The organism is Spirosoma agri (assembly GCF_010747415.1).
Lineage (GTDB): Bacteria > Bacteroidota > Bacteroidia > Cytophagales > Spirosomataceae > Spirosoma > Spirosoma agri.
This window is the reverse complement of sequence record NZ_JAAGNZ010000008.1, coordinates 1-25177: the sequence shown is the minus strand read 5'-3', so window position 1 is coordinate 25177 and position 25177 is coordinate 1. Positions and strand designations below refer to the sequence as shown.

The window sequence follows — 25177 nt, the reverse complement described above, 5'->3', positions numbered from 1 at the left end:
CGCTGGGCCGGAACGGTGAATAGAGACTCAATATTACTGGACGCGGGCGGCTGTCAGGCTGTCGGTTGCTATGAGTCGCGGGGTGATCATGTCGCCATCACGAAGCCGGTCCAGCCCTTCCCGAACGATCCGTTCGCCGGGCTGAATACCCTTCGTGACCAGGTAAAAATTGCCACTTTTGCCCGCAATTTCGAGCGGTTTACTTACCACTTTATTGCTGTCGGCCAGCGCGTAGACGAACACACGGTCCTGCCGCTCGAACGTAGCTTCCTGCGGTACAACCACCGCTGATGGATGGGCTTGCGGAATACGCACGCGCCCAGTAATGCCGGAGCGGAGCAACCCCTGCGCATTTGGGAAAACGGCCCGGAAACTGATGGAACCCATCGTTTTGTCAAATTGTCCCGTCACCAGCTCGATCCGGCCTTTCTGCGCATACGCTTTACCATCGGCCAGAATCAGATCGACGGGCGGCAGTTTTTTGATTTTATCTGCCAGACTCGTACCCGATGATCGTTCGGTGAAATGCAGGAAATCGACCTCGCTCATCGAGAAATAAGCAAACACCTCATGCACGTCCGAGAGTGTGGTTAGGGGTTGTAACTCGGCACGTCCCACCAGGCTTCCGGTTTTGTAGGGCAATCGACCAATGAAGCCACTCGCCGGAGCCGTGATCAAGGTCCGGTTCAGGTTAACAGTGGCGTTGCCGACCACCGAACGTGCCTGTTCAACATTGGCTTTAGCAGCCGCGTAAGCCGACTGAGCGGCTTTGAGCTGCACATCCGACACGACGTTATTCTCAACCAACGGCGTCAATCGGGCCACTTCCAGGGCGGCTTTATCTAAATTAGCTTTCGACGCCAATAGGCTGGCGCTGGCATTGCCGACCTGCTGCTGGTAGGTGCGCGTATCGATACGAAACAGGGGCTGACCTTTGCGAACAGCCGCGCCTTCATCAACATAAATTTTTTCCAGGTAACCTTCTACCTGCGGCCGGATATCGACGTTCACCCGACCTTCCAGCGTCGCCGAAAACTCCTGATACGTATTCACGGATGCCGTTTTGACCAGTACGACAGGCAGCGTAGGCACGTCGGCAGTCGTTGTGGTTTCGCTGGTTGATGAGCCGCAACCAAACTGGCTCAGCGTGAGAAATAAGGCTAAGAAGAGTGAACCTAACTTAGATACGGTATTGATTGGGAACATCAGGTTGTAACGAGTGGCTTAAACGGAAACAGCATTTTTGGCTGAACTATTCCGGCTTCATTAAAAAATAATTAAAATGGATCGAGCAGACTCCAATTGGGCGAGCACAGGTCTATGCGTCTTTCAAAAGCTGGTGGAACGGTACAAAGTACGACCAGGTCGATCGTCTGTTTGGCAAAAGAATGACGAACGAGGTCTTTTTGGTGACCAACTGAGTTAGTCATTTACGTTTGTCGATCTCGTGTGTTCAGGATTCTTTTGCCGGTAATTAACGGGTACTAAACGATTTTTGTCAACCAGTATGGTCCGCCAATTTTTCCAGAAGCTTTTAGTTGCTTATCCCGATCTAGCTGCCCTGGTGTTACGCTTGGGTTTTGGTGTTATGATGAGCGTCAATCATGGGTACGTCAAATTCGTGCATTTCCACGAGTGGAAAACGGACTTTACCCGCTTTATGGGTTTGGATGGCTCGCTTTCGTTGACACTGGCTATCTTCGCGGAACTGGTCTGTTCGATTATGCTGGTCCTGGGCTTGTTTACCCGGCTGGCGCTGGTTCCCCTGCTGATCGCGATGGTCGTTATTTTTCAGTCACACAACTGGGATTTTCTGGGCGAGGGTGAACTGGCAACGAGCTTTCTGATTGGCTATCTGGCCATTTTAGCGGCCGGACCGGGCCGTTATAGTCTGGACTGGCTGCTTGGTAAGCGGTTGAAGAACAGGGGTGAGCTAAACCGAGTCGTGTAGTGCCACTTCGTCAAACGGTATATTGATCAATGCGACTACCTACCTGGTTCGATAACCGAAAACGATGGGTATGGGAAGGACTCTTCTTCGTAGTCCTCTTCGTGCTGATGTCCCTCAACTCCTGGAATCGACTGACCACCGTCAATGATTTTGGCCGAGCCCTCATCTACTTTCTGCTGCTCTATGGTCAGGCGCAGTTTCACCGGTTTGTGCTGTTTCCGTTTCTGTTCAATCAGCAGGTCAGGCGCTATATCGTCCTGACGACTCTTTGTTTGCTGGCAGGCAGTTTGGTGGTCTACACGGCCAATTACTGGCTTTATCCCGAATTTTATAACAGGCAGGACTGGCGCGAAATAGGTCTTTTTCACCTGGCTACCTGTACCGTTAGTCTGATTGCGATTATGGCTCTTTTCCTGATCCAACGATTTTACCAGCAGCAGCAGGAGCGCCATGCGGATCAGTTGTTGCTTCAGGAAGTACAAATGAAATTTCTGCACGCTCAGCTGAACCCGCATTTCTTTTTCAATACGCTCAACAACCTATACGGCATCAGTTTACACCAGCCCAACCGGATGCCTGATTTGCTCATGCAGCTCTCGAAGCTGATGCGGTATCAGGTCGACAGCAGTCGGCGGTCGTGGGTATCGCTTTTGCAGGAGGTCGAATTCATTACCAGCTACATAAGCCTGGAGCGGGAACGGGTAGGAAATCGCTGCCAGATCGATTATAGCTACCCAACTGATCCGTGTATGCTGCAAGGCTACCAGCTGGCACCTTTGCTCCTGATCCCGCTGGTCGAGAATGCGTTCAAACACGGAACGGGTGATATCCAGGGGTGTTTCGTGCTTATTTCGCTGACGCTGACCGGCGATACGCTGACCCTCAATGTCGAAAACTCGGTGCCGGCGCGTCGTAAGGCGACCGTTACATCGACGGGGCTGGGCTTGCAAAATACGCGGCAACGGCTCGAAATTCTATATGCCGGTAAACATCAGTTACGGATCGAACAGCCACCGGGTCGGTACAAAACCGAACTGATCGTTCAGCTAATTCCTCTGTCTCATGCCCAATCCATTACGTTGCCTGCTCATTGACGATGAAGTGGCGGCTCATTACGTATTGCAGCACTACGTTGAGCAGGTAGACCGGCTGGTGCTGGTCGGCAGTTGCTATCATGCTCTCGAAGCCATCAACTTTCTGCATCGTCAACCCGTCGATCTGTTATTTCTGGATATTAATATGCCCCAGATGAACGGTCTCCAGATGCTGGAAACGCTGACCCATCCGCCCAAAGTCATTCTCACAACCGCTCATTCAGAGTTTGCGCTGGAAAGCTACAATTACAACGTAGTGGATTACCTGCTAAAGCCCATCGAGTTCGCCCGGTTCCTGAAGGCCATTGATAAAGTTGTGATCGCGCAACCCGAGGAAACGCAACAGGGGAGTTTACCTGTACCCAGTCCAGCCTCGTTCGTGATTAAAGTAGACGGCGACTGGGTACGACTGGCCTACGACGATCTGCTGTATGGCCAGAGCTGGGGCAATTACGTTAAGCTGTTCACCACGCAGCAGGTTTACGTAACGGCCTTGACCATGACCGAGCTCGAGCAGCGATTACCTGCTAGTCAATTTATTCGCATTCATAAATCATACCTAGTTTCTCTGCACAAAATTAAGCGCCTAAGCGGCAATGAGGTTTTTGTGGGCCAAGCAGCCCTACCCGTTGGGCTTACTTACCGCCGTGAATTAGTGGACCGGCTCCAGTGAGGGTGAATCGCCAGATCGAAACGGCGGTTTGCTCGAAGAGGGCGAGAGCAGAACACCGTCGCGGGGCTCACGCAGCAGGATACTTTTTTCGTCGATCAGCGTTTTCAAGGGTTCACTGGCTAAGGTATCTAACAGGCGATACTTCAACTGAAACGTTTTGGTTTGTTTGTTCAACTGTACCCACTTCATAATCTTGCAGTGGCAGTTCGCGTTTTCGGGTGTATTGGTGATTTCTTCCAGTGAACCCCCTCTGCCCTGTTTGATAAACACATTTCGGATACCGATCATATCGTTGCCACTACCCATATCAAAGCTCCAGGTCGTGGCAATGCTGGTGAGGTAGCGTTTCTCCTTGTCCAGCCGTAAAAGCGCATGAATGGGCGACTCTACGGTGCCGCTCTTGTTCTTCACCCGTGAATAAATGGACACCAGCGCCGGGGCTTCAAACTGCATGTAGCCAATGTGATCAATGTTGGCCCCGTGTCGGTTAAAGATAAAATAACCATCCTTGTAGGTAATTTCTACCAGGTTGTTGGCCACCTGGTGAAACCGGCGGGGGTCGTTAACACGTGCCTGGGGTGCCCCCGTATAGTAAAGCCAGATACCCGACAAACTGTCGATTTCAGCTTGCGTGGGTTGGTAAGGCATAATAGTCAGGTCTTTACGTATGGTAGCCCACTCATTCCGGTCAACTATCCAGCAGGCACCAACAAGGCCGAGCAGGGCCAGGCAAGCGAGCAAACTGGCCATCCATCGTCTTTTCTGTTTCCCAAAAGCCGCTTTTAGTTGATGCATGGCGGCTTCCTGCTCTTGCTGACTGGTAGCCAACCGCTGCCGGAGTGCCTCCTGCTCATCTAGCCGTAACGCGACGGCGGCATCTACTCCTTCGATGAGGTTGGTATCCAGCGGATTTTGTTCGAACCCTTTGCGGCCTACCCCGTACAGATACAGGTAGCAGGCATCAACCAGAAAGGGGCGAGGATTCGCCACGAGTCGGTGGTAGGCGTCTTTCACCTGAACGCCCGTTATGTCGTATTTCCGGTGGGGATACTCTACCTGTTTTGGATTGGGGTCGGGCGGATAGGCGTCATGATTGAGCGGCTGGGCGGTGGTCGGTAATTTGTTGCTGATCGTGCTCAGCAACCGGGCGATGTCCTCGTAGTTTTTTGGGTTGGTATTCCGGATAATGCGCTGACCAGTCGCCCGCTCATACGTCTCGATAACTTTTTCGAGCAGGTAACCGACTTCCTCCTTACCCGTCTTTATTTTCATGTACGGTGCTCGTTTTTAGGTGTTTAGGAAATTTTATTAACGCTACTAAATTTTTCTGAAGATAAGGCTTCATTTAATAAACCTGATACCTGCACATTCATACTCGAAATCGGGCGATTGGACTAAACGAGCACCTATATTTGACTAACTCTTCTTTTTGTACAAACGAATAACGGATAAAACTTAATCAGGATACCTCGTCCGGCAGTAGCATGGGATGGGTATCAATGTCAAAACTCACCAGTCAGCATGTATTTACTGAAACGGCCTAGAACCCTCTTCGGACAGTTACTCATTCTGTTTAGTTTTCTATTGACTCTTCCACTCTTTGCGGCCAAAGTCGATTCGCTGGATGTGCCCAGTGCGATCATGAAAAAGAACCTGCGGGCGGTGGTCGTTTTACCCGATGCCTACGCATCGTCGGCCAGAAACAAAACGACCTACCCGGTGCTCTATCTACTCCACGGCGGCTATGGACACTTCAACGACTGGATCACCAAAACGCCGGACAAGACCCTGATTCACCGACTCACTGACCAATATAATCTCATCATTGTCATGCCCGAAGGGGACGTGTTCAGCTATTATCTGGACAGTCCCGTCGTCAAAGATAGCCAGTTTGAAACCTACCTGACCAAAGAGGTCATCGACAAAATCGATAATTCATACCGCACCATACGCACGCCGAAAGGCCGGGCCATTACGGGACTGTCGATGGGTGGCTATGGTGCGTTGTATTTAGCTACGCGTCACCCTGACCTTTACTGTGCGGCTGGCAGCATGAGTGGTGCTCTGAATCTGGACATGAACACCTGGAAACTGCCCCCCGATGCGTTCAAAAATATCCGGGCCGAATTCGAAAAGATTCTGGGCTCCTTCAGCCAGTCGCCCGATGGATGGGCCGCTTACTCAGTGGTGAACATGGCCGATAAAATGAAAACGAACGGCTTGAAACTGGTCATCGACTGTGGCGTGGATGATTTTCTGATCGAACCGAACCGGGAGTTACACCGTCGGCTGGTTTTTAACCAGACACCCCACGATTACAGCGAACGACCCGGCGGTCACAGTTGGGAGTTCTGGCAGAACGCCCTGCCCTATCAGGTGCTATTTTTCAGTAAAGTGCTGAACGGCAACTAGTCGTAAATCCTTTGCCACGACAGCATTAGCTATATTTATTTCCCCTTATTAACGATCAATCCTTAACACTCATGAATAGCAGAACAATCCTTTCGTCCCTGTTGGTAATCGCCTTGCCCCTGCTGGCTGTTGGACAGGCTAAAACCGGATCGGCCGACCCCATCGTGGCTGGCAAAGGTATCGCTACCGTACCCACCGAATCCGGTCCGGTTCGGGGTTATAGCCACAACGGCACCTTTACGTTCAAAGGCATTCCTTACGCCAAGGCCGAACGCTTTATGGCCCCGACGAAACCCGATTCGTGGACGGGCGTTCGCTCGTCGATGACCTACGGGCCCGTTTGCCCGATGGACGTAACCACAAGCACCTACGATGAGATTGAATTTCCGTTTCATCACAACTGGGGCTACACCAACGAAAACTGTCTGAGCCTGAACGTCTGGACGCCCGAAATCAATAACGCAAAAAAACGCCCCACGGATGGCCGCCCCGTCATGGTCTGGCTACACGGGGGGGGCTTCACGGCCGGTTCGTCAGTTGAGCTACCGTCGTATGATGGCGAAAACCTGACCAAAAAAGGGGACGTGGTCGTTGTTACAGTCAATCACCGCTTAAATGTGCTGGGTTATCTGGATCTGTCAGCTTACGGGGAGAAGTACAAAAACGCGGCCAATGCGGGTCTGATGGACCTGGTATCGGCCTTGCAGTGGGTGCAGCAGAACATTGCCCAGTTTGGGGGCGATCCCAATAACGTAACCATCTTCGGCCAGTCGGGCGGGGGCGGCAAGGTAACCAGTCTCATGAATGCTCCTTCCGCAAAGGGCCTGTTTCACAAAGCCATTGTGCAGAGTGGTAGCTACATCACCAGCTTTACCGAACCCGATCTGGCCCGGCAGGTAAGTGCCGCCCTGCTTACGGAATTAAATTTACAGCCTAATCAGATCGACTCTCTGCAAAAAGTGCCGTACGAACGGCTGAATGCAGCCAGCAAAAAAGCCCTGCGTACGGTAGCAGACAAGTTGAAAGCCGATGGAAAATCAGCCGCCGGGCTGGGCTGGGGACCGGTTCATGATGGCCACTTTCTGCCGTATCAACCCAATGAGCCGGCCGCGATAGCCCTGTCGAAAACGATTCCACTGCTTGTCGGATCGACCAAAAATGAGTTTACCCCCTTCAATCCGGGCACCCGTGATCTGACGATGGAAGGTGCCCGGGCCAACCTGCAAAAAAAATACGGCGATAAGGCAGAAACGTACATGGCAGCCGTGAAGAAGGCGTATCCCGAAACGGTCAAGCCGTCTGATTACACTGACATCGACGTTAATTTCCGTCCACTCACGGTTCAGCAGGCCAATGCCAAAGCCATTACGGGGGCGGCTCCGGTGTACATGTATCTGTTCACCTGGCAGTCGCCGGTGATGGATGGTATTTACAAAGCCATGCACTGTATGGAGCTGCCTTTCGTGTTCGACAACATTGCCCTCTGCGAAGAAATGACGGGCGGTGGCAAAGCGGCACATACGCTGGCTGGTAAAATGAGCCAGGCTTGGATATCCTTCGCCAGAACGGGTAACCCAAATCACAAGGGCCTACCCACATGGCCTGCCTACACACCCGAAAATGGAGCAACCATGATGCTCGACAACACGAATCAGGTGAAAAATCATCCCGATAAAGAGCTGTTGCAGATCGCTACGGGCAAGTCGCTGTAGAAAAGTAAGGACCAGATCAACAGCCCGATATCTGCCGCCTAAAAAAAGCTTGTCTTATCCGACGCGTCGGTCCAACGGTTAATCCTGCCAGAAAAAACGCCCTGCCCTATGCTTTCCCTAGTTGGCTTTGCCACCATTACCATTTTTTTGGTGCTGATCATCACCAAGCGTCTGTCCGTTATAACGGCGCTGGTGCTGGTACCGGTCTTCATGGGCTTTTTGGCCGGATTTGGTCCAAACGAATTAGGCGAGATGATTCTGGCCGGGATCAAACAGGTAGCACCAACGGGTATTCTGCTCATGTTTGCCGTGCTGTATTTCGGGATGATGCTCGATGTCGGGCTGTTCGACCCCATCATTGCGGCCATCATCCGTTTTGTGAAAGGCGATCCGCTGAAAGTCATTCTAGGAACGGCGGTATTGACCATGATCGTCCACCTCGACGGTGATGGAACAGCCACGTTCATGATCGTCATGTCCGCTTTTTTACCTATCTACAAACAACTGAAGATTAATCGATTGATCCTGCCGGGGATCGTCGCGCTGAGCGTAGGCCCGATGCACCTTGTGCCCTGGTCCGGCACCTCGGCAAGGGCTATCTCGACGCTAAAAACCGATGCTCCTCAATTGTTCAACCCGAATATTCCGGCGATTATAGCGGGCATTTTCTGGGTACTTTTTGTGGCTTACTGGTTTGGATTGAACGAGCGAAAACGGCTGGGCATTAGTGAACTGCGTTATATTCATCACGAAAATCTAACCGATGAGCAACGACAGTTCCGTCGCCCGAATCTTTTCTGGGTCAATGCTGTGCTGACTATTGGTCTCATCACAATACTCATGAAAGGCTGGGTACCCGCACCGGCGTTGTTCATTTCAGCCGCGGTTGTCGCGCTGTTGATCAATTATCCCCGCTTACCCGATCAGCAGAAAGTGCTCCGAAGCCACGGCAACAATATTTTCATGGTGTCGAGTATGATCTTTGCAGCCGGTGTCTTCTCAGGAATTCTAACCGGTTCCAAAATGATCGACGCCATGGCAACCTCCCTTATTTCGCTGATTCCCCAGCAACACGCGGCCTGGCTACCTACCCTGACAGCCCTCACGAGCATGCCTGCGAGTCTGCTTTTTACACCAGACGCTTATTATTTCGGGGTTGTACCGATCCTGAGCCAGACCGCCATGCAATTTGGCATCGACCCGCTGGAAATCGGGCGAGCGGCTTTATTAGGCCAAATGACAGTCGGTTTTCCGGTAAGTCCGTTGACGGCTTCGACGTTCCTGCTGGTGGGTCTGGCTGAAGTCGATTTGGGGGATCATCAAAAGTTTATTCTTAAATGGGCCTTCGGCACGACGGTAGTGATGACACTGGCGGCCCTCTTAACCGGCTCCATTCATTTATGAAAACGTCTATTCGCATTGGGTGCGGGGCTGGCTTTTCCGGCGACCGGCTCGAACCAGCTCTCGTGCTGGTTCAGCAAGGTGGGTTAGATTATCTGGTGCTGGAATGCCTGGCTGAACGCACCATTGCGCTGGCGCAGAAACGAAAACGACAGGATGCTACGTTGGGCTACGATCCCCTGCTGGAACGACGAATTGAAAGCCTGTTGCCGCACCTTTCAGAAAAGAAGGTCCGCCTGATCACCAACATGGGTGCGGCTAATCCGCTGGCGGCTGCCCAAAAAATTATTGAAATTGCGCAACGGTTATCGCTCCCGGTAACGGTAGTGGCTGTCACCGGCGACGATGTGTTCGGCCTACTTTCGGGTAGCGAAACAGCCCTGGAAACGGGAAAGCCGTTATCCGATTCGGGGCCGCTTCTTTCGGCCAATGCCTACATGGGCGTCGATGCCATTTTACCGGCGCTGGCGACTTCTGCCGATATTATTATTACGGGCCGCGTGGCCGACCCATCCCTCTTTCTGGCTCCGCTAGTTCACGAATTCGGCTGGTCGACGGACGATTGCAACCAGTTGGGACAAGGTACCGTTATTGGTCATTTGCTGGAATGCGCGGGGCAACTCACGGGTGGGTACTTCGCCGATCCGGGCCGCAAAGACGTACCCGATATGGCGCATCTGGGCCACCCTTTCGCCGATGTGTCGCCGGATGGTACGGCTATTTTCGGTAAAGTAACCGGTACAGGGGGTATACTGAATCTGGCAACCGCCAAAGAGCAACTGCTCTATGAAGTGATGGACCCCAGCCGCTATATCACGCCCGATGTAGTGGCTGACTTTACGCAGGTGCAGTTATCAGAAATTGGACCAAACCAAGTCCAGGCTTCGGGTGGTCGGGGACGTCCCCGACCCGATACCCTCAAAGTGAGCGTGGGTTACGAAGCTGGCTTTATCGGCGAAGGCGAAATTTCGTACGCCGGTTCAAACGCCCTCGGCCGCGCAAAACTGGCCGGATCCATTATCCGGGAGCGGCTACAGGACCGGTTTACCGATCTACGAATCGACTACATTGGTAGCACGTCGGTGCACCGAACCAGTTTTGGTCAAGACTCCGACCCTTACGAAATTCGGCTCCGCATAGCCGGAAAAGCAACCACCGCGCAACAGGCGGCTTTGGTTGGCGAAGAAGTCGAAGCCCTCTACACGAACGGACCCGCTGGTGGGGGGGGCGCCCGCAAATACATTCATGAATTGGTGGGCATTATCTCGACGTTCATCGACCGCAACCAATTAGTGCCACAGGTAACGCTATTTCATGCATGATTACCAAGCTCTACGACATTGCCCACAGCCGGGCGGGTGACAAAGGCAATACGCTGACGCTCTCGCTCATTCCCTATAACGCCGACGACTATCCCCTACTCTGCACTCAGGTTACGGCGGAGGCCGTCAAACGGCATCTGGCCGATATTGTAGCGGGCGAGATCACCCGGTACGAATTGCCCAACCTGCCCGCGCTTCAGTTCGTTTGCCAGCAGGCGCTGACGGGTGGGGTGACAACATCGCTCACCATGGATACACACGGTAAAAGTCTAAGTTTTGCCCTACTGGAAATGTTGATAGAATGCTAGACAGATAGCCATGGAGAGGTCATTCGTATGCTTACAGTTTGTGGTTGATCGTTAGTGAAAAGAGGGTCGTACGAACAAAGCAGAACCGCTCTAACGGAATGGGGTTTACTAACGGCCGTTGAGGTATCCGCTCGGCAGACGATAGACCAGATTACCCGTACATAATACTTTCTGACCAGCCAGTGAGCATAATGCATTTATCAACGTGTTAGTCGATGTAGTATACGAATACCCCCCCTATAGCAAGATCGAGTACAACAGGTAAATGCCTATAGATTTACCCACTATACAGCGTCCAACTAGTCGCGTGCATAGCTTGGAGCAGACAGGTATGCATAGAGCCGGAAAGAAGTGAAAAGAGATCTTTTTGTCGATATTGACCTCTTCAATTTGTTGGGTCAATAGCCAGGCAACGAATCGACTTTCGAATTGTAACTTACAATAGTTGATTTATTTATATAGATTAGTTCCTTCGTGATCGTTCACAAAAAGGCCACTTTTGTTCATTGACTGAATAGGTCATGATCAGCTACCCAAACCGTTCAGTTAAACGTCCATATCTCCAATCAGCATGACAACATAGTAACTTGTGCCGTGTTAGCTCGTTTGGCTGGTTATATGGGCAAATAGCCAAAATTTTAGTTAGCCATACCTATACTTGTTGGCTTAAAAAGTTGTTTAGTTTTCTTTTGGAAGAGTGAGCTGTTGAGATTTTATGTAGTAGCCGTTCGAGCGAACGTTTGCTTACATGAATTGGCTGAAGTGATTTAGCTGAGGTTACAAGTGTATGGATAAATCACATCACTTATTCTTTAAATTATTTAATATCAGTCGTCTGCACAAGCATTTTTAATAGAGTTTTAGATCTAAATCTACATCGTATTATAAACCTATTAATAGATTTATAATACATTGAATATCAATCTGGTTTCGCACCTAAAAATAGATCTATTTTTAGGTGCGAAACCAGATTGATATTCAATGTAAAATTTAACTGGAATAAGTAGGATATTGAATCTACTTTTATACCTTTATTGAATCGAATAGCAATCTAAATCCCGATCTAAGTGGTGATCTCTTTTAATTCGATTAAGGGTGGAGTTGGTAAAAGCACTTTGGCCGTCAATTTTGCCGCATGGCTAGCCAAGGAAGGACACGATGTGCTACTTGTTGATGGTGATGAACAAGAGACAGCTTCCGACTTTACAGCATGGCGGGAGCAAACCCTAGGTAACACTGGATTTACGCTCGTAAATATGACAGGGGCAAACTTGAGGAAGCAGGTCGAGAGCATGCGTTCAAAGTACGATCATATCGTGATCGACACCGGGGGTAGGGACACCACCAGTCAGCGCGCAGCGCTTTCAGTGGCCGATGTTGCTATGATCCCTTTTGTACCCCGTAGCTTTGATTTATGGACGATAAGTAAGGTCCTTGAGATAATCGATGAAATTCAAGCTATTCGCACTGAACCGCTAATTCCTTATGCATTCTTAAGCCGAGCTGATATCAAAAGTGCAGACAATCGGGAGGTTTCTCAGGCGCTGGCTGGTTTCGAGCAATTGATTTTTTTGCCTTACCTCATTTGTAATCGTAAAGCATTTAGTAATGCAGCAGGGGTAGGGCTTGCTGTCTTCGAAACAGAAATGCCTGATTTAAAAGCTGTCGCTGAAATAAATGAACTCTTTAACCATGTACTATATGGCCACAACACTTCCACCACCGCGTAAGAAAGCCGCTACTGAGGCTGAAATAGAGGCTGTTATAAATAAAGGGGGATCAACCACCAAGAAGGTAGAAAAATCGCCTGATGACGAGAATACCGTTAAGTTTTTCAACTTACGTCTGACTTCTGGCGTTTTAAAAAAGATTGAAGAATTAAGGGCAAAACGCCCACGAAAGCTGGCAAGCCCAAAGTTAGGAATTTCAACACATGATTGGATGCTCGAAGCCATCGAGGAAAAGATGCAGCGTGAAGCCAAGAAATATTCTGTTTAATCTCCTCTATTCGAAAGTTAATTTAAGCGGAGAATCTCCTGTTTTGATCGGGAAGAGAATTGATGCAATATAGCGGGTGGGGGTTGTCTTTATTTTCAGCAGACCATTAACGATTTTGTAGTCAAGCTCAATAAATTTATCAAGCTTTGTTTCTTCTGCTAGAATTGCCTTTTGTTGCACTACAGAAAAGGTGTAACGTTTGGAGAGAATGGCCTGAACATTTGCTTGGCGTAGCGGTAAATTCAATGTAAGGATACTTTCTCGTAAATCAGTGTCTATCTCTTGGCGAAGTTGTTTTTGATTCTGTTGATTTGTTTTGTCTTGCTTTAAATAGATTGAAAAATGCAATGTATCAACTGCTCTACCCACTCGCACTTCCTTGCATTCAACATGTATATCTGTTCGTTGATTGATTTCTTCAATGCATGGTGTGAGTACTTTTTGTTTAAAATTTGAGTATCGTTCATAGCTGGTCGCTTCTAAGATTTCTTTAAGATCGACAACTTTTACTCGCCATAGGTGGAGATCTAAGAAACGGCAAAGCCGTACATATAAAATTTGTGAATAATCGCGACCAAGCGACATTGCAGACTCTCGTCTAAACTTAGCATAACCTTTACCAAGAGTACACATTGCAGGAACTATTAGGCGATCGACATGAACCTCTAAATGTCCATTTTCATAAAATACGCGAGGGAAAATAGCTATAGCTCCAACTTTACGTTTTGTAGGATCGATAATATCCATATGATCAACGGTTATTATCGATTTTTCAATTAATTGTTGAGCAATAGCTTCGAAGTTTGAGTAGGTTAGCTTATTAGTTAAAATTCCTCGCTGTTTAGATTTGCGCTTAACAGCTGAATCTTCATCTGAAAATAATGCATCAGGCTTAGTTAAGTAAAGATCTCGAACAGGGATTGAGAAGATAAGATTCTCCGCTGGAATTGGTAACGGCTCGTCCCGATTCGCAGTTTGTAACTCACCCATCTTTGCTAGAATATACCAATAAACACGGCGATCAATGACAGAAAGTTTATGTTTATTCTTCGCCAGTAACAAATCGAGTGGTTCTTGAACTACTGAAGCGAGTTTTAGAATCTGTGTAGACTCAATTTCAAAAATCTTGATCTGAGCCCCAGGTTTATCCGTAATAGATGCTTCTCGTTTCATGTTTTTAAGAGTCTCGTCTAAAATTAATTCATTTATCAATGGCAACCAAATAAATAAGAAAGTTGCCATTAACAGGCTAAATACCAAACTCTTATTCGAAAAGAAGTATCAATATATATTCAGTATTATGGTTGCCTATGTCAAATCTATAGCGGTATTATAGTTGCCTTAGGACATTGGGCGAGCGGTATACCAGTTGCCTTAGTTCTTTTCTAGAGGAGGCTTATAAGTTATATCTTCAACTTGCGGTCAACTTTTTTCCACTAGCTAAATGAATTGAAATAAAATACCCTACGAAACCCCCGCAATACTTCAAAATCCCCGTTGAAAACTTACTAAAGTTATCCACACATTGAGATTTGACCCGCAGTATTACGGTTGCCTATGGCGGTATTACGGTTGCCTATAATTCGGTATTGCGGTTGCCTAAGCGGTATTACGGTTGCCTAACATCGGTATTACGGTTGCCTAACATCAGTATTACGGTTGCCTATAATTCGGTATACCAGTTGCCTAAGCGGTATACCAGTTGCCTTCACCTTTTAAATAACTCTGTAAACGTCTAACAATTAGGGTATAATAAATACTAGAAAGCAACTGCAAGTCTCGCGCGCGATCAAGTCAAAGCAAAAAAAAACAAGTTGAATTGAAACAATCGCATTTAGAGTTATCAACTAAATGATAGGAATGGTTAGCTTAACAAAATTGAAAAAAACAATATAGAAAAACCTTCTAGTATATTATGAGTTTCCTTTAAAGAGAAACAAATAAAATGCTCTTGTTAACTTTCACACGCTAAAACGTAGAGGCATCGTCAGTGGTATCGTTCTCCTTTCAGTCAGGAGAACACGCCCAGCTTTGTGCTATCAGCCAATAGCAAGGCCTGGTTTGATCAAGGCGAAGGGGTGGGGGGTAACATCATTGAACTGGCCAAACGATTAGTCCCTTGTTCGGATGTCTCCCAAGCGCTCGCTTACCTGAATAAGCTTCTGGGGCAGCCGATCGTAAATAACTCAACTCCCACAACGAGCTTTACTAACCAGACCCATCTACCCGCCTACTCCCTGCTGGCTAATGAGGACTTACTGATTTATGCCAATCCCAAACAATACATACCCCTGGCAACCTACTTAGTCAGTCGAGCTATTGAGCTACGCCGAGTAACGCCTTATGTGCGTCAGCTCACCTTCTGCCCCACCAATGAGTCCACTCAGCAACTCCACGGCATCGGGTTACCCAACCAGTCGGGCGGCTTTGAGCTGCGGGCTCGTATCAAAAGCAAGTATCGTAAAACCTGTCTGGGACCTAAGGACATTAGCTTTTTCCCTGCTACTTTTCCGGACCGACAGCTTCGGGAGCGGCCTTTCTCACTACTCACGCTTTGGAACCATAACGATCCCCCATGCAAACGGACGATCGGGCAATTCAGGGGCTCACCCCATCGAGTCGGTACGATGAATCATCTCTACGAGGGATTTATTGATTACAAGGCCACTCACATGGCCGCCACGGCCACCAAATCAGTAAAGTTACCTCCTGTATCATTAACGCTGTAACAAACCCCGAAGCTAGGTTAAACGGGGTATCGCTAGCCAGGCGCTGGACGGCACATAGGTTGATTGCAGACCGGTCAAGCAATGGGTCATTCAGCACGATCGGCTTTTTAGTAAAAAGCCGACCTAAAATCGGTGGAAATCGCAGGTACCAAGTCTATCCGTGGAGGCAACTAACCGATAGGGCATCGTGGGGTAGTTCTGCGGAAAAGGACCGGGCCGCCGGGCGGATAGTTCACGGTCGGCCGTAGCCGTCGTTTGCTTAAAGCAGTGTAAACAGCTATCGCACGAAAAGAGCTTTATATGAGACGAAGCTAACTAAGTACTTTCGGGTAGGAAACAGTAATTAGTGATAATTCTCACCAATTACTGCATGATTAACGTAAAAGTAGACTTGTTTAGGACCTGAATGAAAACACAGGTCTTGCCCTTGATCTGGCAACTACCCAGCATCATTCTGGATTGCGCGACGATTTTAGGGTCGAGTGACGAAGCAGTTGTGAGTAGTTGTCGATGACTGAAAATTCGTCTATCAGCAAACTATGAACTTCTTTTTAAGCCATTCATTGTGGATTATGTAAGACGAGCATGTCAACTTTTCGCTGTTCCTTTACTAGCGACAAACCCATCTCGGAGAGAATGGCAAGGAGGCTTTTAGGATCTTCAGGTTGAAAGGAAAACTTAATATCTAACTTTTCTGCATTTCGTGTTTCATCTATGACCAACGATTTACCTACTCCGTACGTCTCCAAATAGTCCGCGAAATCAACCATCGTTATGGCATGTTGATCAATCTCGCCATGACGTGAATAGTAGGTCCGCTGGCCGGATTTATTTCGAGGGATTCGGTTGAATTTCGCCTGATCCGTTATTCGTAAGAGGTTTACCTCTTTTAACAGAGGATCTACTTTGATTTGCATATCAAATCGGCTGGATAGCTCTCTTCGCAAAGCAGGTAGTAACTGATCCTGATTGGGTACAATCAGATCAAGACAATAGACCGAAGCTGCATCGGTACTGCCCGTTTTGTTGATGGTTCGTTTATACGGAAAGTTACCGTAGGCAATCCGGTAAAGCGTTGTCAACGGCAGGTTCAGACACGTCAGGCGACGGTTTTTGAAGACAGAATCGTTGAGATGGGTTGTATGAAGGCCCGGTGATCCTTTAATCTCAGCCTGCATGACAAACCGATTCCGTACGGTATCCGCTGCATTGAAGTAGGTTTTTAGTATTTCCTCGTAGGTTAGGGAATTGTCTATTTTTTGGGGAAGATGGGTACGCTGTTGATTCAGTAGACTATCGATCACCCCGTTCGTAATCGACTGGGGCATCGTTTGAGCAATCAGCTTGCCATCAGGGCCAATTAAAACCGTATGAGGGATAAGCTGGTGAGGGAAAATACCCGCAATTGATTGGCTCGAATCTACGGCGAACCATAGATTGGAGGGGCGGGAGGCCAAGTACTGCCTGGTGCGTTTAGGTGTTTCGTTGGTTACCGCGATGACCTGTACAGTCTGGGGGTATTTTTGTTGCAACTGCTTTAAATGAGGCATCGCTTCCAGGCAGGAACCGCACCAGGTGGCCCAGAACTCGATCAGGACAATCTTACCCTTTAGTTGCTCCAGGGTGGTTGCTTTTACGGGTGCGTTCAACACCGTATTGAACGCTATATTGGGTACTGACTGCCCATTTTTGGGCTGAGCAAAACCCCAGTGAGCGGTAAGCAACAGGCATACAATCAGCTTTTTCATGTGTTTTTTGTTTGCCTACAAAAGTCCCACGAAAAGTAGCCCCCAATGGTTAATCGCCGTTAAACTCCCTTAATTAGTGTTAATGCGCTGCTGATTAGGGTAAAGGTGGTGTAATTTTAGTCCGATGAAAAAGCACATAAACTGGATCCTGGTGCTTATGTCGTTGTGCGTCATCGGCATAATCGGACTACAACTGTTCTGGAATTATCAGAATTACCGAAGCACAGCCTACACCTTTGGGCGGGATATAAACGAGTCGCTGAACACGGCGGTTGATTTGGAGATGGACCAGCGTCACCAGCAACTGGTCGATCAGGTCAAAGGCTGGCTGGCGGATACGTCGTTTATTCGTATTACCTGCGACACCCAGAATCGCGATAGCAATACTGTCTTTCACATCAACGACCGGTATCCAAAATTTCCGGGGAGTAAGGGGCTATCGTTTGGCATAACAGACTTCAACGCCAAACTCAAGCATATAACGCCTGAAGCCAGGCAGATACTCATCGACCACTTTGGTGATAGGATAGTCAAAAGTGATTTAAAAAAAGGGACTGTCTATTACTATACTCCTCGTTTGGGTGACCGCTTAACCAAAGCTTTTGACAAAAGTCGTGTGCGGCTGCACAGCCTAGATAGCATTTACCGAAAGATCCTTCTATCGAAGGCTATCAGGACTTCCTTTAGTCTCAATTCGCGGGATACCTCCGGCCGAGTTTTCCTCACCCGGCCCGTCAATGCTGATTTCCGCAGGCCTTATCGAAAGGAACTGGTACAGGCTACTTTTGAGAGCCCAGACAGCTACTTCCTAAAGACGATGAAGTGGGTCATTTTGTCCACATTTAGTCTGATCGCTGTTTGTCTGATTTGCTTCGGTTATACGGCCAAGACATTGCTTTCGCAGCATAAACTGGCCGGGTTGAAAGATGATTTCATCAACAACATGACCCATGAACTGAACACCCCGATTGCTTCTATTAAGATCACAGCTGAGGCTCTGAAAGCGTTCGATTATGAGCCAGCTAGACAGCAAGAATATCTGGATATTATCGGTTATCAGACGGAGAAATTGACGAACCTGACGGCCCGGATTTTAAACGCCAATCGGTTCGTGGCAGGGACTACCCAAAACTGGCAACCCGTTGAGCTACATGGGTTGATCGATAAAGCGATCGGGGATATGGCCATCCGGTTTGCCGATCAACAGGCTACCATTACCTGTGAAGCGCCCCAGGAAGCCTTACTGGTATTCGGCGAAGCCATTAGTTTGTTAACCGTATTCACCAACATAATCGACAATGCGCTGAAGTACGCATCCCCTAATCTTCGGCTCACCATTAGCCTGATGGCCACAAACCGCTGGGTGGAGATTAGGTTTGCTGATAACGGGGTGGGCATACCCACTGAATATCGAACCAAAGTATTTGACCCTTTCTTCCGGGTACCTCAGGGGAATGTGCATAATGTGAAAGGCTATGGACTGGGACTGAGTTACGTAAATAAGGTGCTCCGACAACACCGGGGTTCAGTAACCGTTGGCGCTAATGAGCCGACAGGTAGCCAGTTTACCGTTAAGCTGCCTTTGCTATGATGGAGTCAACCCACATTCTATTGGTTGAAGATGAACCCTTTCTGGCCAAGGTCATCAAGGACAGTTTAGAGCAACGCAGCTATCAGGTTAGCCTGGTTGGTGATGGCCGAAATGCGTTTCGTCTGTTTGGGCAAGAGCTGTTTTCATTGTGTATTGTTGATGTCATGTTGCCCCAACTGGACGGGTTTACACTGGTCAAGCAGATACGGACGTTGAACAGTCAGGTTCCTGTACTTTTTCTAACCGCCCGCGTAGCCGATAAAGATGTCATTGAAGGATATAGCAGCGGGGGTAATGATTACCTGAAAAAACCATTCAGCCTAGACGAACTGTTTTTGCGGGTCAATGAGTTGTTGCGCAGGAATATTAATCCCGTTCCGGCGGCTGAAACGACCCTGCCGATTGGTCAGTATCAATTCGTTCCTCACACACAAATGCTACTGTTCCCCAACCAGAAAAACATTCGATTGTCCCACCGGGAAACTCAACTCCTGCAATTGCTGTACGGCCACAGAAATCAGGTCTTGGCTCGAAAGCAGGTTCTGTTAATGCTGTGGGGGGACGATACTATTTACAACGCTCGTACGATGGACGTCTTTATTACCAAATTGCGTAAGCACCTGAGGGCGGATCGTTCTGTTGAAATTGTCAACCTGAGAGGAGTAGGCTATAAGTTGATTTGCTGATTGAACCAACACAGACAGCTTTATTCTCGATTGCGTTAATAGCTTAAGCCTTGACGAAAAGTCGTATATGAGTGGAGGGCTGGTAATCGGGCAAGGCGTATAACCCGTCCGTGAAAATCAATGTTTATTTGCTGTAAATACTACCCCTGTTTTATTCAATGTAAAATAACATACGCATTACGTACAGGAAATCTTGCATAGAGACCTTTGGGGAAACGAAATTCCCGAATTAATGGTCAACTTTTCAAAGTTTGTTTTTGTATTTTTCCTATTTACAGTCCATCTCTCGAAAGCGCAAACCAATCTGGCGGGCATCTATGGAAAGGTGACCGATCAGGCCGGAAAGCCGTTGGAAATGGCGACGGTCCAGGTTAAGAATGAATCGACCGGTTTCAAAGCCGGTACGGTATCCAACGAGAAAGGCGAATTTCGCCTGAAAGAACTACCGCTAGGCTCGCCCTATTCCATCACTGTCCAGTTTGTCGGGATGGCTACGCAAACCCAGACCGGATTTGCACTCAACCAGGGCGATTTGCTGAGAGTTGCTTTCAAGCTGGTTGATAACACCAATGAACTGGCAGCCGTTAACGTTTCGGCTAATTCGTTAGCGAACAAGATTGAAAACATCGGTACGTCGACGGCGGTTACCGCCAAAGACATCAACCGACTACCCGTTAACGGTCGGAACTTCTCAACGCTGTCTGACCTGTCGCCCTTGAGCACCGGTAACAGTTTGGGTGGCCAGTTGGGATCGGCGACCAATTTCACTATCGATGGTATGGCCGCACGAAGCACGATTGCCGGTGGGCAGCCTACGGGCGCTTATTCGATTACGATGGAGGCTGTTCGGGAATTTCAGGTAGTAACCAACCAGTATGACGTCACGTACGGAAACGCCGGTGGGGGTACCATCAGTAGCGTTACCAAGTCGGGTACGAACAAACTTAGCGGGAGCGCCTTCAACTTTCTGCGGACAAGCGGGCTATCGAGTCCGTACGGGCTTAATCAACAGCCTAGAAATCTACCCTTCAACACGGCGCAGTATGGCTTCTCGCTGGGTGGCCCCATCATCAAAGATAAACTCCATTTCTTCGTTGCCTGGGACCGGCAGGCCAGTACACAACCGCTGCTGATCGCGCCGATTCAATCGACCGCCGACGCGCTGCGTTACAACGTGACACAAGCTACCGAAGACCAGTTTCTGAGCATTGCCCGCAGCAAATACGGTGTTGGCAACCAACCTCAGTTTGGCCAGTTTACCCGGTTTAAGAATACGCACGCGCTATTTGGTCGGATCGACTGGCAGATCAACGCCAAAAATCTGCTGACGATCCGCAACAACTACATCTACGACCTGGATAATCAGTCGGACGGTGACAACACGACGATCAATATGTACGAGGTGTACAGCACCCGTAAGAGCGCCAATAACAGTTTGCTGGCTTCACTTCGGACCACGATTAGCCCGAAAGTGACCAATGAGCTGAAGCTTCAGCATTTTTGGGAATACAACCAAATGTATACCAATCCGCAGTTGCCCGAAATGAATATTCCACGGGCTACCGTCGCGAACGTAGCGTCTGTCAACCCGACCGATTCGACCAAAACGCTGTATACAAACATTCAGTTGGGCGGTCAGCGTTATGGTGGCGACTACTTCAACAACCACCTCGTTCAGCTGGTCAACAACGTGTACGTGAATACCAACAAATTCAACTTTACGTTTGGTGGTGGTCTGACGTTCAGCAATCAGAATTCGATTTATGGTAGTGAAACAAACGGCCGGTTCTGGTATACGGGACTGACCGCCTTCAACAACCTGGCCCCTTTCCGGTTCACGCGCGACGTTTACCTGACCAACACGCCCAATGTCAAATTCAACGTACTGGTGCCGAATATCTACGCACAGGCGCAGACGACGGTAGCGCCCGGCCTGAACGTTACGGCGGGTGTCCGGATCGATTATACCGATTACCTGACCAAGCCAACGTTTAACCAGACGGTGTTCAACACGCTGGGTTTGCGGACTGACAATAAACTGGCGACGCTGCAAGTTCAACCACGCATTCAGGCAACCTGGGATGTTCGTCAGGATGGCCGGGACATCATCCGCCTGGGTGGCGGCATTCTGGGCTCGGCCCTCAACCCGTACTCGATGATCAACAACATGGTCTTCGACGGTAGCCGCATTGCCAGCATCGACGTAACTGGTAATCTGGTGCCGACGCCTAACTTCCCGGCTTATCGCGCCAATCCGGCTTCGGCACCGGGCCTCGATCTGATCAACAACCCCAATGTGCCCAAGCTGTACACGATCAACATGAACGGTAAAGACGCCAAAGTGCCAACCGTGTATAAAGTCAACGGATCGTACAGCCACTTCTTTAGCCCCAACTTCCGGATGAGCATTGCAGGGTACATGTCGTTTGCCCGTAACAACTACACGTATACGGACAAGAACATGGTCGATCAGCCGTACTTTACGCTGTCGCAGGAAGCTAATCGTCCTGTGTACGTACCGGCTTCGTCTATCTTAACGTCTAACGGATCCCAGAACTGGACATTGGGTCGGAAAACGACCGAAGTAGGCCGGGTGCTGGAATTAAGCAGTCTGGGAAAAGTGAATCAGATGGCGGTTGTGGTCGACGGAAACTACCGGTATTTCAAGGATGGCGAGATCGCGTTCTCGTATACCTGGAACGATACAAAGGATAATACGTCCTACAATGGAAACGTAGCGAACACGGCTACGCTGGTCCAGTACACGGCGGGCGATCCGCGCGTGCTGAATCAGATGAACTATTCTGATAACCAGTTTCGGACGAAGATCGTTGTGTACGGTAATACGCCTACGTTTTACGGTTTCAACCTTGGCTTCCGTTTCTCTGGTCTGAGCGGCACGCGCTACTCGATGGTGGTGAATGGCAACATCAACGGCGATTTTGTCGAGTCTAACGACCTGGCTTATGTCTACGATCCGAACAACGCCGAAACGCCCCAGTACTTGAGAGAAGGAATCAACGCCATTCTGAACAATCCGAACGTCGAAAACAGCGCGAAGGATTACATTCGGAACAGCTTTGGGAAGATTGCCGAACGCAACGGCGGGGTAAATCCATTCTACGGAACCCTGGATATGCGCCTGACCTACAAAGTCAAAACGTTTCGTAATCAGTACCTCGAACTATCGGGCGACCTGTTCAATACGGCTAACCTGATCAACAAAGCGTGGGGGGTCAACCATGCGCTGGGTGCTACCTCGTTGCTGACCCGATCGGGCTTCGATTCGTCTACGAACAACTACAAGTACGCCGTCAATACCAACGCGGGCGTATCAGGCCTGAGCGGTAACCCTTACCAATTCCAGCTGGGCGTGCGGTACGGGTTCTAAGCGGAACCCACGTAGTTCCTTCGTGCGATAAAGCGTTACTGCCTAAACGAGGTTGCCTGACTTAGGTAACCTCGTTTAGTATACACGACGAATTCAGTAGAATTTGGCGTAATCGGGATTACCTTAAAACAAGTTTATTCCTTTCCTCACATGATAAACCGGTCAACTGCTCTTTACAGCATTGGTGTACTTCTTTTTCTGTCGATACTGGCGGGATGCCACCGAAAAAATAGCACCACCCAGACAACGCAGGAAGCCGAGGTGTATAAAAAACTAGCGGCTAAGCGGGTCAATTTACCCAATGGCTGGGCCCTCACACCACCCGGACGAAGTCTTGATCTGGATGACTTGCCCCTAAACCTGGTGGTGTCTCCTTCCAAAAAATACTTAGCCGTTACCAACAATGGGCAAAGTACGCAGAGCATTACCTTACTGGATGCCCGTACAGAACAAATTCTCGATACCGTTCGGGTTGGAAAATCGTATCTGGGCCTGGCGTTCAGTGACGATGAAACGCACGTGTACGCGTCGGGCGGGAATGACAATCGGATTCTGGTGTATAAACTGGAAGACCAGCAGTTACGGCCCGAAGAACCCATTGTGCTGGGCAAACCCTGGCCTGTCAAAATTTCGCCCACGGGTCTGTGCGTTGATGATGGCAAAAACCGACTTTACGTTGTCACCAAGGAGGACAGTTCGCTCTATATCGCGGATACGAAGACCCGGCAAGTTCTCCGTAAACTAAACCTGGGGGCTGCCGCCTACACCTGCATACTATCACCCGATAAAAACCAGCTTTTTGTATCCTTGTGGGGCGGTGCCCGCGTGCTGCTCGTTGATGTCAACACGCCGAAAATAGTGGCTACGATCAAGACCAACAAAAACCCGAATGATTTGCTGTTGACCCGCGATGGGCGCTATCTTTTTGTAGCCAACGGCAATGATAACACGGTTGCGCTGATTGACGTGGCCAAGCGGCAGGTGAGTGAAACGCTGACAACGTCACTGTTCCCCGATGCTCCGGTAGGCAGCACACCCAATGGCCTGGCCCTAAGTGATGATGAGAACACACTCTACATTGCCAACGCCGATAATAACTGTCTGGCGGTGTTTGATGTGACCCGTAAAGGCCACAGCCAATCCAGCGGATTTATTCCCACCGGCTGGTATCCAACAGCGGTCAAAGTGATCGGATCGAAACTATTTGTCACGAACGGGAAAGGATTTTCCTCGAAAGCGAACCCCAGAGGGCCAAATCCCGTGCGAACGCGAACTCCCCAACAAGTCGGGCCAAATCCGCAGGCCAATCCTGGGCCGGTTCAGTACATAGCAGGCTTATTTAAAGGTACTCTTTCGATCATCGACACACCAGACAGTGATGTATTAGCGGCCTATTCACGACTGGTTTATGCCAATACACCGTACACCAAAAGTAAGGAACTTCGCTCGGAAGGGGAAGCGGGTAACCCCATTCCAAGGCAGGTCGGCGGTACCAATCCGTCGGCACGCTCACCGATAAAATACGTGTTTTACATCATCAAGGAAAACCGCACCTACGATCAGGTTTTAGGTGATATGAAAGAAGGGAATGGCGATGCTGCCCTTTGTTTATTTCCCCAAAAAGTGACCCCCAATCAACACGCACTGGCGAAACAATTTGTCCTGTTAGACAATTTTTACGTCGATGCGGAAGTCAGCGCCGATGGGCATAACTGGTCATCAGCCGCGTATGCTAATGATTATGTTGAAAAAAACTGGGTGACCAGCTATGGCGGTCGGGGTGGCACCTATGATTATGAAGGCCAGAAAGAAATTGCTCACCCGCGCGACGGTTTCATCTGGGACCACTGCCTGCGGGCTGGTGTCAGTTTCCGGAGTTACGGCTGGTTTGCCGATGAGGAGAAGCCTAATATTAAAACGCTGGCGGGTAAATTTTGTCCGGCTTTCAAAGGGTATGATCTAGGTTATCTGGATAGTAAACGGGAAGAAGCCTGGGAAAAAGACTTCGACGAACTGATCACCGCCGGGAAAGTCCCCCAGCTTAGTACGGTCCGTTTTGGGAACGACCATACGTCGGGAGCTCGAATAGGGATGCCAACACCCGACGCTGCCCTGGCCGATAACGATCTGGCCGTCGGTCGGTTTGTAGAGCACCTGTCCA

The 25177-nt window shown here is 49.2% G+C and carries 19 protein-coding genes; 15 read left to right on the top strand and 4 right to left on the bottom strand.

Going from position 1 to position 25177, the window contains the following annotated elements; translation table 11 throughout:
* Positions 1-33 precede the first annotated feature (33 nt).
* Positions 34-1206: an efflux RND transporter periplasmic adaptor subunit gene (locus tag GK091_RS27965; RefSeq protein ID WP_164044048.1), complete on the bottom strand. Its 1173-nt coding sequence runs from the start codon at positions 1204-1206 to the stop codon at positions 34-36.
* Positions 1207-1507: 301 nt separating this feature from the next.
* On the opposite strand from GK091_RS27965, the gene GK091_RS27960 reads away from it, so the two are divergent.
* Genes GK091_RS27960 through GK091_RS27950 form a run of 3 tightly spaced genes read left to right on the top strand, consistent with a single transcriptional unit; the run spans position 1508 to position 3718 of the window.
* Positions 1508-1951, top strand: a complete 444-nt coding sequence (locus GK091_RS27960; protein ID WP_164044047.1) for a DoxX family protein — start codon at positions 1508-1510, stop codon at positions 1949-1951.
* A 29-nt stretch (positions 1952-1980) separates the two neighbouring features.
* Positions 1981-3045 (top strand): sensor histidine kinase, encoded by a 1065-nt coding sequence (locus GK091_RS27955; RefSeq protein WP_164044046.1) that lies wholly within the window; start codon positions 1981-1983, stop codon positions 3043-3045.
* On the top strand, positions 3014-3718 hold the full coding sequence (locus tag GK091_RS27950) for a LytR/AlgR family response regulator transcription factor (protein WP_164044045.1): 705 nt from the start codon (positions 3014-3016) through the stop codon (positions 3716-3718). Before GK091_RS27955 ends, GK091_RS27950 begins: the two co-directional genes overlap by 32 nt.
* On the opposite strand, the gene GK091_RS27945 is transcribed toward GK091_RS27950, so the two are convergent.
* Positions 3698-4990 (bottom strand): hypothetical protein, encoded by a 1293-nt coding sequence (locus tag GK091_RS27945; protein WP_164044044.1) that lies wholly within the window; start codon positions 4988-4990, stop codon positions 3698-3700. The genes GK091_RS27950 and GK091_RS27945 overlap by 21 nt on opposite strands.
* 249 nt (positions 4991-5239) lie before the next feature.
* Here GK091_RS27945 and GK091_RS27940 point away from each other — a divergent pair, with 249 nt between their 5' ends.
* The 7 genes from GK091_RS27940 to GK091_RS27910 all read left to right on the top strand — a co-directional run bounded on the left by GK091_RS27940 (position 5240) and on the right by GK091_RS27910 (position 12871).
* Positions 5240-6130 carry an alpha/beta hydrolase gene (locus GK091_RS27940; protein ID WP_164044043.1) on the top strand — a complete coding sequence of 297 codons (891 nt, stop codon included), beginning with the start codon at positions 5240-5242 and terminating at the stop codon, positions 6128-6130.
* A 71-nt stretch (positions 6131-6201) separates the two neighbouring features.
* Positions 6202-7842, top strand: a complete 1641-nt coding sequence (locus tag GK091_RS27935; RefSeq protein ID WP_164044042.1) for a carboxylesterase/lipase family protein — start codon at positions 6202-6204, stop codon at positions 7840-7842.
* Positions 7843-7950: 108 nt separating this feature from the next.
* On the top strand, positions 7951-9246 hold the full coding sequence (locus tag GK091_RS27930) for a CitMHS family transporter (RefSeq protein WP_164044041.1): 1296 nt from the start codon (positions 7951-7953) through the stop codon (positions 9244-9246).
* The gene (locus GK091_RS27925) at positions 9243-10565 is read left to right on the top strand and encodes an acyclic terpene utilization AtuA family protein (protein WP_164044040.1); all 1323 of its coding nucleotides are present in this window, start codon (positions 9243-9245) and stop codon (positions 10563-10565) included. The genes GK091_RS27930 and GK091_RS27925 overlap by 4 nt, the downstream gene beginning before the upstream one ends.
* Positions 10562-10873, top strand: coding sequence for an AtuA-related protein (locus GK091_RS27920; RefSeq protein WP_164044039.1), 312 nt, complete (start codon positions 10562-10564; stop codon positions 10871-10873). The genes GK091_RS27925 and GK091_RS27920 overlap by 4 nt, the downstream gene beginning before the upstream one ends.
* A gap of 1067 nt (positions 10874-11940) precedes the next feature.
* Entirely contained in the window at positions 11941-12603 is a 663-nt protein-coding gene (locus GK091_RS27915; RefSeq protein ID WP_164044038.1) for an AAA family ATPase, read from the top strand.
* A complete protein-coding gene (locus tag GK091_RS27910) occupies positions 12575-12871 on the top strand; it encodes a hypothetical protein (RefSeq protein ID WP_164044037.1) in 297 nt (98 codons plus the stop codon). The genes GK091_RS27915 and GK091_RS27910 overlap by 29 nt, the downstream gene beginning before the upstream one ends.
* 6 nt (positions 12872-12877) lie before the next feature.
* Here GK091_RS27910 and GK091_RS27905 read toward each other — a convergent pair whose 3' ends face one another.
* On the bottom strand, positions 12878-14113 hold the full coding sequence (locus GK091_RS27905; protein ID WP_164044036.1) for a replication initiation protein: 1236 nt from the start codon (positions 14111-14113) through the stop codon (positions 12878-12880).
* Between the two features lie 791 nt (positions 14114-14904).
* Between GK091_RS27905 and GK091_RS27900 the strand changes: the two genes are divergently transcribed.
* Complete coding sequence (locus GK091_RS27900; protein WP_164044035.1) at positions 14905-15600, top strand: hypothetical protein; 696 nt, start codon at positions 14905-14907, stop codon at positions 15598-15600.
* Between the two features lie 560 nt (positions 15601-16160).
* Here the strand turns inward: GK091_RS27900 and GK091_RS27895 are convergent.
* Positions 16161-17348 (bottom strand): redoxin family protein, encoded by a 1188-nt coding sequence (locus tag GK091_RS27895; RefSeq protein ID WP_164044034.1) that lies wholly within the window; start codon positions 17346-17348, stop codon positions 16161-16163.
* Positions 17349-17472: 124 nt separating this feature from the next.
* Between GK091_RS27895 and GK091_RS27890 the strand changes: the two genes are divergently transcribed.
* From GK091_RS27890 to GK091_RS27875, 4 genes are all read left to right on the top strand, one after another.
* Entirely contained in the window at positions 17473-18939 is a 1467-nt protein-coding gene (locus GK091_RS27890) for a sensor histidine kinase (protein WP_164044033.1), read from the top strand.
* A complete protein-coding gene (locus GK091_RS27885) occupies positions 18936-19625 on the top strand; it encodes a response regulator transcription factor (protein ID WP_246202455.1) in 690 nt (229 codons plus the stop codon). The genes GK091_RS27890 and GK091_RS27885 overlap by 4 nt, the downstream gene beginning before the upstream one ends.
* 232 nt (positions 19626-19857) lie before the next feature.
* Positions 19858-23016 carry a TonB-dependent receptor gene (locus GK091_RS27880; protein ID WP_164044032.1) on the top strand — a complete coding sequence of 1053 codons (3159 nt, stop codon included), beginning with the start codon at positions 19858-19860 and terminating at the stop codon, positions 23014-23016.
* 150 nt (positions 23017-23166) lie between these two features.
* On the top strand, positions 23167-25177 hold a 2011-nt coding region (locus tag GK091_RS27875; protein ID WP_164044031.1), incomplete at its 3' end, for a YncE family protein.